Below are 9,402 nucleotides of genomic sequence, written 5' to 3' on the forward strand. Positions count from 1 at the left end.
CTGGGAGCTGCCGCCCCGCCGGCCTGATCAGCGGCCCGGAGTGGTGACCGCGCTCCGGACGCTCAGTGGTGCACGTGCGCGGTGTCCGCCGGTTCGACGTCCGGGGCTCCGGCACCGCCGGCCCGGGCCCGCCCGGCCCGCCACTCCAGCACCCCGATGAGCAGCGCGACCAACACCATCACCACCGCCGAGCCGAGCGCGATCCCGACGGCCAGCGGGTAGCGGCCGCCGCTCGACGTCAGCACGGCGTAGAAGATCCCGGCCAGCGCGGCGCTGCCGATCGCGGCGCCGATCCGCTGCCCGGTCTGCAGCGCGCCGCCCGCCGATCCGGCCATCCGTACCGGGACGCAGCGCAGCGTCATGGTCACGTTCGGGGAGATCACCAGCCCGCCGCCGACACCCGCGAGGAGCATCGGGGCGATGATCGCGCCCCCGGCGATCGACGGGTCGACCGTGGCGAGCACCAGCGCGGTGGTCCCGAGTCCGACGGCCACAGCGGTCAGCCCGATCACCGTCAGCAGCCGGCCGAACCGCTCCACCAGCCGTCCGCCCAGCAGCGCCGAGACCGCAGAACCGAGTGCGAACGGCGTGACGGCCAGCCCGGACTCCAGTGGCGTGTAGCCCAGCCCGGCCTGGAAGAAGATCGCGAACACCAGCCAGATTCCGCTGAAACCGACGAAGTACACCGTTCCCAGGGCGGCGCCGGCGGCGTAGCCGGGGGTGTCGGTGACCAACCGCAGGTCCAACAGCGGCTCCCGCCCGCGGCGGACCTCCCGGCGCTCCCACAGCACGAACGCCACCGCCAGCGCCACGCCCACCGGGAACAGCCACCACAGCCGGGCGATCCCACCGGACTCGGCCTGCACCAGCGGCAGCATGACGGCGAGCACGGCGCCGCCGAGCAGCCCGACGCCGACGACGTCGATGGGCCCGCGCGGGCGGTCCGAGCGCGTCTTCGGCAGCAGGCGGGCCGCGAGCAGCAGCGCGACCGCACCGATCGGGACGTTGACGTAGAAGATCCAGCGCCAGCCGTCGTCCTCCCCGAAGGCAGCGAGGATCAGCCCGCCGATCACCGGGCCCACGGCGGTCGAGATCCCGACCGTCGCACCGAAGAAGCCGAACGCGCGGCCGCGCTCGCCGCCGCGGAACAGATCCTGGATGAGCCCGGAGTTCTGCGGGGCCAGCGCGCCCGCGGCGAACCCCTGCGCCAGCCGCGCCGCGACCAGCAGCTCCGCCGTGGGCGCCGCCCCGGCCAACGCGCTGAACAGCACGAACCCGCTCAGCGCGAGCAGGAACATGCGCCGCCGGCCCAGCGCGTCACCGAGGCGCCCGGCGGGGACGAGCGCGAGGCCGAAGGCGAGCGCGTAACCGGAGACGACCCACTGGATCTGGGCCGGGCTGGTGTCCAGACCCTTCTGCATCGACGGCAACGCGACGGACACGATGCTGACGTCGAGCAGGCTCATGAACCCCGCGACGAGGGTGACGCTCAACGCCCGCCACCGCCTCGGGTCGGGACTGTAGGTCTCCCCGCCGGAGGCGGTCGTGCTCACCCGACGACCCGCACCACGTCGCCCCGCCGGACCGTTCCCGTGCCGTCGACGTCGGCGTAGACCCCCGCGCACGCCCAGGTTCCCATGCCCTCAATGGTGCGCCGGTTGTGCTTGGCGATCGTGCGCAGGGTGTCGCGGTCCTCGGTGAACCCGTCCTGCCCGAGCGTGGTCATCACGCAGCGCATGGTCGACATGGTGACGGTGACGCGCAGGTCCGCCCCGAACTCGAGGCTGCTGCCGACCCACCCGTCCTCGGCGAACTCCGCACCCGGCACGTCGAGGAGCACGTTCGGCCGGTACCGGCGCGGGTCGAAGTCGGATCCCGGCGCGGCGGCGCGCAGGGCGTCGAGGGTCGCGGTGGTGAGGACGTGCAGCACGGCGAGATCGAAGAACGTGCCCTGCGGCGCGAGCGAACCGATGCCGATACGGCTCACCGGCTCGCCCTCGGGGCTGTGCTCGACGGTGGTCGCCTCGATGAAGCCCGCGGGCGCCAGGCCGTCGATGTCGGGCCACTGCTCCTCGAACTGGGCCTCGGGCGCCGGCCGGTTCTCCAGCCGGACCGCGCGGCCGAGCAGCGCGGACAGCGCGTCGTCGAGTCCCGGCTCGTCGCTGCGCCGGACCACGCCGTCGGGGAACGTGACCGCCACCGGCGGCGGCGCCTCCCCGGCCCGGGGCTCGGTGACGAACGCCGCCCGCAGGCCGAGCAACGCCGCCCACTTGCGCGGGTACTTCGCACTGGCCACCGTGCCGTCGACGGCGTCGACCACGGCGTAGGCGCGGTCGCCGAGCAATCCGGCCGGCCCGACGATCGCCTCGTCGAGGTCCTCGCCCTGCATCGACTTGACCGGGAAGCGGTGCAACGAGCGGACGGTCGCGAGAGCAGAGGTCATGGTGTGTGTCTATAGCCTGCCCGGCCGCCCCGCGACCCCGGGAGTCCGCACCCCGGGACGGAGCAGCACGCGAGATCATCTGGCACGCTGTCGCTCCGAACCGTTCGACCACCTCTGGAGGACACCCCGTGGCACAGCAGAAGCCCGAGATCGACCCCGTCGAGGGGCCCCCGCCGACGGACCTGCGCGTGGAGGACATCCAGGTCGGCGACGGCGCCGAGGCCACCGCCGGGTCGCGGGTGAGCGTGCACTACGTCGGCGTGGCCCACTCGACGGGCGAGGAGTTCGACGCGTCCTGGAACCGCGGCCAGCCGCTGCAGTTCGCGCTGGGCGCCGGCCAGGTCATCTCCGGCTGGGACCAGGGTGTCCAGGGCATGAGGGTCGGCGGCCGGCGCCGGCTGGAGATCCCGCCGCACCTGGGCTACGGCGACCGCGGTGCCGGCGGTGTGATCAAGCCCGGCGAGACGCTGATCTTCGTGGTGGACCTGATGGACGTCGGCTGACGGCTGGGTCCCGGTCGTGCGCCTGCTCCTGATGGCGGACACGCACCTCCCCAAGCGGGCGCGCGACCTGCCCGCACCTCTGTGGGCCGCCGTCGACGAGGCCGACGTGGTCATCCATGCCGGGGACTGGGTGTCGGTCGACCTGCTCGACGCCCTCGAGGCCCGGGCCGCCCGGCTGATCGGCGTGTACGGCAACAACGACGGTCCCGAACTGCGGGCCCGGCTGCCCGAGGTGGCCCGGGCCGAGCTCGACGGCGTCCGGCTGGCGGTGGTGCACGAGACCGGCGCCGCCACCGGCCGGGAACGCCGCTGCACCCGGGCGTACCCCGACGCCGACGTGCTGGTGTTCGGCCACAGCCACATCCCGTGGGACACCACGGCGGGGCAGGGCCTGCGGTTGCTCAACCCCGGTTCGCCGACCGACCGGCGCCGCCGGCCCACCCACACCTGGATGACCGCCGAGATCGCCCACGGTCGGCTCGACGGGGTGACGCTGCACCACCTCGAAGGAACTCCGGCGTGAGCGGCCGGCTGACCGCGGACCTGGCGCGGCACGAACGCGAGATCGCCGCCCGGGGGCACGGGCGTGGCGGTTCCGTTCGGTGCACCACGCACCCTGACCCACGTCCCTACAACTGAGCGTGCGCCGGTGACTGCCTCGGCAGCCACCGGCGCACGCTCGCCGGGATCGTCAGCCTCGGCCCGGGTCACTCCCCCGGGCGCTGGAGTCGTCACGGTGCCCGGCATCGCGGCCGATGGCCGATCTCGCCGGCGCCCGCGTCCCGGACTCCACGGCCGGGACGTCGTCGGCACCGGGCACCTCGACGTGGTGCACGAGCGACGGGTCGCGCCGCGCCTTGACCAGGCTGGCCACGGTGGTGATCGCAAGGACCCCGACGATGACGCTGAGCGAGACCGCGATCCCGATCTCGGGCACGGGCACCGGCGCTCCGCCGTTGATGAACGGCAGCGAGTTCTCGTGCAGCGCGTGCAGCACCAGTTTGACGCCGATGAAGCCGAGGATGACCGCGAGCCCGTAGGACAGGTAGATCAGCTTCTCCAGCAGCCCGCCGAGCAGGAAGTACAGCTGCCGCAGGCCCATCAGCGCGAATGCGTTGGCGGTGAAGACGAGGTAGGCCTCCTGGGTGAGGCCGAAGATCGCCGGGATCGAGTCGAGCGCGAACAGCAGGTCGGTCGAGCCGATCGCGAACATCACGATGAGCATCGGGGTGACCCAGCGCCTGCCGTCGATCCGCACGAACGACTTCGCACCGTGGTACTCGTCGGTCACCGGCAGCACCCGGCGCAGCAGGCGCAGCGCCCGATTCTCCTTGAACTCCTCGTCGTGCTCGGTCCCCTGCTTGGCGAGATTGATCGCCGTGTAGACGAGGACCGCGGCGAACAGGTAGAACACCCAGCTGAACTGCTCGATGGCGGCGGCGCCGACGGCGATGAAGATGCCGCGCATGATCAGCGCGATCACGATGCCGACGAGCAGCACCCGGTGCTGGTGGATCGCGGGAACCTTGAACGTCGCCATGATGATCACGAAGACGAACAGGTTGTCCACCGACAACGAGTACTCGGTGATGTACCCGGCGAAGAACTCCCCGGCGTAGGTCCCGCCCGCGAACAACCAGATGCCGATACCGAACGCCACGGCCAGCGCGACGTAGAACAGCACCCAACGGGTCGCCTCGCGGATCGTCACCGCGTGCGGTTTGTGGTCGACCAGGAACAGGTCGGCCAGGATGATGGCGACGAGGCCGCCGATGGTGGCGAACCACAGCCAGGTGGGAACGGACATGTCCAGGGGCCTCCAGAGACTCTCGGGCAGCATGCAGCGGCCCCAGGTCTCTCCCGTCGGTGACGCTGACGCCGACCGACCGATGGCACCGGGTGCCCGTTCCGGTGAGGACCGGGCGCCGTGCTGACGGCGCCACCGCGAACGGGATACTCCCCTACGGTGCGGGCGCCAGTCTCCACCCTGCTCGTTCGGCTCCGCCAGCCGGGGTGACTGATCTCATCGGGGTAGGCGATGATCGACACCATGGTGCTCGAGATCGCCGACTTCGCCATCCGCCCCGGGACCGAGGACGACTTCGCCGCGGCCTACCGCTCGGCGCGCGAACTGCTCGCCGCGACCCCGGGCTTCCGCTCGGCGCGGATGACCCGCGGGATCGAGTCGCCGAGCCGGTTCGTGCTGCTCGTGGAGTGGGACAGCCTGGAGTCGCACACCGTCGACTTCCGCGAGTCCGACCGGTTCGGGCAGTGGCGGGCACTGATCGGGCCCTACTTCGACGGTGACCCGCGGGTGGAGCACTTCGGCGACATCCCGGCCCTCCCGGCACAGTGACCGACCGACCCGAACCCGCCCCTCCGCTGAGAACTGGCTGAGGCCGGCTGACGAGGTCCTCACCCGGCCTCGCATAACGTCGACATGTGCCCCGACTGCCCCGGTCGACCCCGGCCCGCGTGGTCGCCGCCGTGATCGTTCTCGCGCTCGTGGGCTGCGGCATCACGCTCGCCGGCCTCGGCGGCACCGACGAGGCGGCGTCGATCCGCACCGAGGAACAGCGCATCGAGGTCCGCGGCGGGCCCGGGGTCGCCGACCCGGTCAGTCTCGACACCACCCTCTACCTGCCCGCGACGACCCCGGCACCCGCCGTGCTGGTCGCGCACGGCTTCGGCGGCAGTAAGCGGTCCGTCGACGCGGACGCGCGCGAGCTGGCCGGACGCGGCTTCGTGGTGCTCGCCTGGTCGGCGCGCGGGTTCGGCACCAGCACGGGGCAGATCGCGCTGAACTCCCCCGACCACGAGGTCGCCGACGCCCGGGCGCTCGTCGACTGGCTGGGCACCCGGCCCGAGGTCACGCCGGACGGGCCCGGCGATCCGCGGGTCGGGATCACCGGCGGCTCCTACGGCGGGGCGATCTCGCTGCTGCTCGCGGGCCACGACCGCCGGGTCGACGCGCTGGCGCCGGTGATCACCTGGAACGACCTCGGTCAGGCGCTGTTCCCCAACGCCGCCGGCGCGCAGGCGGCGCCGGTCGACACCCCCGCCCACGGCACCTTCGGCCCGGACGGCGTGTTCAAGCGCGGCTGGGCCGGCGTCTTCTTCTCGGCCGGTGCCGGGGGCTCGGGAGCGGCCGGCGCCGGGCTGACCGGGGCCGACCCCGCCACGGCCCTGACCGGGGCGACCGGCGGCGACACAGCCGGTCAGGCCGACAGCGGTACGAGCGGCGGCGGTACGGCCGGCACGGCTGGACCGGGTGACGGCGGCACGGCGGGCGGCACGGCGGGCGGCACGGCGGGCGGCACGGCGGGCGGCACGGCGGGCGGCACGGCGGGCGGCACGGCGGGCGGCACGGGCAGGGCTGCCACGGGCAGGGCTGCCACGGGCCGGGGCCCTGCTCCGACAGATGCGGATCCGGCGGCGCGGCGCGGACCGGTGACCTGCGGCCGGTTCACCGCCGAGGTCTGCCGGGCCTACACCGAGGCCGCGACGACCGGGCGCCTGTCCCCCACCACGGCCGAGCTGCTGCGGCGCTCCTCCCCCGCCTCGGTGACCGACCGGATCACGGCCCCGACGCTGCTCGTCCAGGGCGAGCAGGACACCCTGTTCGGGCTCGACCAGTCCGACGCGAACGCCCGCCAGATCGCCGCGGCGGGCGGCACCGTGAAGACCGTCTGGTTCTCCGGCGGGCACGACGGCGGCGCCCCCGATGCCGCCGTCCGCGAGCAGATCGGCGACTGGTTCGACCACTACCTCGCCGGCCGGGGCGAAGCGCCCGGCACCGATTTCGCCTACGCCGTCGAGAGCGGTGTGCGGACGGGCGGGGACACCCCGACCGGGCGCACCGTCGTCGCCGACTCCTACCCGGGTCTGCCCGGGAGCCCACCGCTGACCTTCGAGCGGGTCGCCCTGAACGGCACGCCGCAGATTGCGGTCAACCCTGCCGGTGGCAACCCGGCGGCGATCACCGCGCTGCCCGGGGTCGGCGGTGCGCTGGGCAACCTGGGCAGCCGACTGTCGGCGTTCACCTCCGAGCTGCCCGGCCAGTCGGCCCAGTTCCGCAGCGAGCCGCTGACCGCGCCGGTGACCGTGGCGGGCGCACCCCGGGTGGACGTCACGGTCGCCCGCGTCCCCGGGCAGCCCGCCGCCGGTGAGGCCATCCTGTTCGGCAAGGTCTACGAGCTCGCTCCCGACGGCCGGCGCACGCTGCTCGGCAGCGCGGTCGCGCCGATGCGGGTCGCCGTGCCCGCGGACGGGACCCCGGCACAGGTCTCGGTGACCCTGCCCGGTGTCGTCGCGCCGATCCAGGCGGGGAACCGGCTGGTCGTGTCGATCAGCACGACCGACCAGGGCTACACCTCGGCCGTGCAGCCCGCGGTGTGGCGGATCGGCCTCGCCGGCGGCGAGGGCGCCGAGGTGGCCGTGCCCGTCGTCCCCGGCCGCGCCGTCACCGCCGGCACGGTGCCGCTCGGCCCGGTGATCGGGATCGGCGTCGTGCTGCTGGTCGCGCTGCTCGCCTGGGCGGCCGCGCGGGTGCTGAACCGGCGCGGCCGCGCGGCCGAGGGCACCGGGCCCGGCGATCCGGCCGCTCCGCTGGAGATCCGCGGGCTGGCCAAGACCTACAAGGGTGGCTTCGCCGCGGTCAAGGACGTCTCGTTCACCGTCCACCCCGGCATGGTGCTCGGGCTGCTGGGTCCCAACGGCGCCGGCAAGACCACCGTCCTGCGGATGCTGATGGGGCTCATCCAGCCGACCGCCGGAACGATCCGCGCGTTCGGCGAGCCCGTCGGGGCGGGGGCGCCGGTGCTGGCGCGGATCGGCGCGTTCGTCGAGGGGCCCGGCTTCCTGCCGCATCTGTCGGGGGCGGAGAACCTGCGGCTGTACTGGGCCGCGACCGGCCGCCCGGCCGCCGACGCGCACGTCGAGGAGGCCCTGGAGATCGCCGGGCTCGGCGCGTCGGTGCAGCGCCGCGTCGGTACCTACAGCCAGGGCATGCGGCAGCGGCTCGCGATCGCCCAGGCCATGCTCGGGCTGCCGGAGCTGCTCGTGCTCGACGAACCCACCAACGGGCTCGACCCGCCCCAGATCCACGCGATGCGCGAGGTGCTGCGCCGCTACGCCGCGAACGGGCGGACCGTGCTGGTCTCCAGCCATCTGCTCGCCGAGGTGGAGCAGACGTGCACGCACGTCGTCGTCATGCACCACGGCAAGGTCGTCGCCGACGGCACCGTGGACGACATCATCGCCGGCGGTGGGGCCGCCAGCTTCGGCGTCGACGCACCGGAACGCGCGGCCGAGGTGCTGGCCGCGCTGGACGGGGTGCGCGAGGTCGCCGTCGACGGAACCCTCGTGCACGCGGAGCTGAACGGCACCCCGCGTGCGTCGGCGGTGCAGGCGCTGGTGTCGGCCGGGGTCGCGGTGCAGTCGGCCGGGCCCCGGCGCCGGCTCGAGGACGCCTTCCTGCAGCTCGTCGGAGAGGACCTGGCGCCGTGAGCGGACCATCGATGAACGGCGGGAGCGCGGCGCGGGGCCACGCCGCCACCGCGGACGAGCCGTCGACCCGTCGTGGGCAGGTGCACGAGCTGCCCGCGACCGGGGCGCGGGCGCCCTACCGGCCCGGCCACACCCTGCCGGTGCGCGTCGAGCTGGTCCGCCAGCTCAAGCGCCGCCGCACGCAGGTGGCGTTCGCCCTGGTGGCGCTGCTGCCGGTGATCCTGTGGGCGGCGTTCAGCCTGGCCGACGACGGCCCGCCCGGCGGGTCGCTGAACCTGGTCGACCTGGCCAAGGGCAGCGCGACGAACTTCTCGGTGTTCGCCCTGTTCGCCTCGGCCGGCTTCCTGCTGGTCGTGGTCGTCGCGTTGTTCTTCGGCGACACCGTGGCCGCGGAGGCGTCCTGGTCGAGCCTGCGCTACCTGCTCGCCGCGCCGATCCCGCGGGCCCGGTTGCTGCGGCAGAAGGCGATCGTGGCGGGGCTGCTCTCGCTGACCGCGCTGCTGCTGCTGCCGGCCGTCTCGCTGATCGTGGGCAGCCTGGCCTACGGGACGGGCGATCTGGTCAGCCCGACCGGCGAGGCCCTCGGGTTCGCCACCGCGACCGGCCGGGTGCTGCTCGGCGCGCTCTACATCGCGGTGCACCTGAGCTGGGTGGCCGGCCTGGCGGTGCTGCTGTCGGTGAGCACCGACGCGCCGCTGGGGGCCGTCGGCGGGGCGGTGATGGCCTCGATCGTCTCGCAGATCCTCGACCAGATCACCGCCCTGGAGGACCTGCGCAACTACCTCCCGACGCACTACGGCAACGCCTGGTCGGCCCTGCTGGCCGAGCAGGTGGACTGGGGCGACATGACCCGCGGCGTCTTCTCCGCCGTCTGTTACGCGACGGCGTTCGGCGCCCTGGCGGTCTGGCGCTTCAGCCGCAAGGACGTCACCTCATGACCCACCCGCC

Annotated in this window: 8 protein-coding genes; 5 read left to right on the top strand and 3 right to left on the bottom strand. The window is 73.9% G+C overall.

Features of this window, described 5'->3' with window-relative positions:
* Nucleotides 1-62: 62 nt before the first annotated feature.
* Both HF519_RS28095 and HF519_RS28100 read right to left on the bottom strand, forming a co-directional pair.
* Nucleotides 63-1,553, bottom strand: coding sequence for an MFS transporter (locus HF519_RS28095; protein ID WP_312860402.1), 1,491 nt, complete (start codon nt 1,551-1,553; stop codon nt 63-65).
* Nucleotides 1,550-2,443 carry an MOSC domain-containing protein gene (locus tag HF519_RS28100; RefSeq protein WP_169416003.1) on the bottom strand — a complete coding sequence of 298 codons (894 nt, stop codon included), beginning with the start codon at nt 2,441-2,443 and terminating at the stop codon, nt 1,550-1,552. Before HF519_RS28100 ends, HF519_RS28095 begins: the two co-directional genes overlap by 4 nt.
* Before the next feature lie 128 nt (nt 2,444-2,571).
* Here HF519_RS28100 and HF519_RS28105 point away from each other — a divergent pair, with 128 nt between their 5' ends.
* Nucleotides 2,572-2,946 carry an FKBP-type peptidyl-prolyl cis-trans isomerase gene (locus tag HF519_RS28105; protein ID WP_169416004.1) on the top strand — a complete coding sequence of 125 codons (375 nt, stop codon included), beginning with the start codon at nt 2,572-2,574 and terminating at the stop codon, nt 2,944-2,946.
* A 16-nt stretch (nt 2,947-2,962) separates the two neighbouring features.
* Nucleotides 2,963-3,469, top strand: coding sequence for a metallophosphoesterase family protein (locus HF519_RS28110; RefSeq protein ID WP_169416005.1), 507 nt, complete (start codon nt 2,963-2,965; stop codon nt 3,467-3,469).
* A gap of 168 nt (nt 3,470-3,637) precedes the next feature.
* Here the strand turns inward: HF519_RS28110 and HF519_RS28115 are convergent, their stop codons facing one another.
* Nucleotides 3,638-4,753: a TerC family protein gene (locus HF519_RS28115; RefSeq protein ID WP_169416006.1), complete on the bottom strand. Its 1,116-nt coding sequence runs from the start codon at nt 4,751-4,753 to the stop codon at nt 3,638-3,640.
* A 231-nt stretch (nt 4,754-4,984) separates the two neighbouring features.
* On the opposite strand from HF519_RS28115, the gene HF519_RS28120 reads away from it, so the two are divergent.
* The 3 genes from HF519_RS28120 (at nt 4,985) to HF519_RS28130 (ending at nt 9,392) form a co-directional block, all read left to right on the top strand.
* Entirely contained in the window at nt 4,985-5,302 is a 318-nt protein-coding gene (locus tag HF519_RS28120; RefSeq protein ID WP_246245375.1) for an antibiotic biosynthesis monooxygenase family protein, read from the top strand.
* An 86-nt stretch (nt 5,303-5,388) separates the two neighbouring features.
* Complete coding sequence (locus HF519_RS28125; RefSeq protein ID WP_169416007.1) at nt 5,389-8,454, top strand: alpha/beta fold hydrolase; 3,066 nt, start codon at nt 5,389-5,391, stop codon at nt 8,452-8,454.
* An 11-nt stretch (nt 8,455-8,465) separates the two neighbouring features.
* Nucleotides 8,466-9,392 carry an ABC transporter permease gene (locus HF519_RS28130; protein WP_169416010.1) on the top strand — a complete coding sequence of 309 codons (927 nt, stop codon included), beginning with the start codon at nt 8,466-8,468 and terminating at the stop codon, nt 9,390-9,392.
* The last annotated feature ends 10 nt before the right edge of the window (nt 9,393-9,402 follow it).

The organism is Pseudonocardia bannensis, from assembly GCF_012911875.1.
Lineage (GTDB): Bacteria > Actinomycetota > Actinomycetes > Mycobacteriales > Pseudonocardiaceae > Pseudonocardia > Pseudonocardia bannensis.

Bases quoted from the DNA above. Each gene is read 5' to 3' on its own strand.
- HF519_RS28100 (WP_169416003.1), bottom strand. From the start codon at position 2,443: ATGACCTCTGCTCTCGCGACCGTCCGCTCGTTGCACCGCTTCCCGGTC.
- HF519_RS28115 (WP_169416006.1), bottom strand. From the start codon at position 4,753: ATGTCCGTTCCCACCTGGCTGTGGTTCGCCACCATCGGCGGCCTCGTC.
- HF519_RS28120 (WP_246245375.1), top strand. From the start codon at position 4,985: ATGATCGACACCATGGTGCTCGAGATCGCCGACTTCGCCATCCGCCCC.
- HF519_RS28130 (WP_169416010.1), top strand. From the start codon at position 8,466: ATGAACGGCGGGAGCGCGGCGCGGGGCCACGCCGCCACCGCGGACGAG.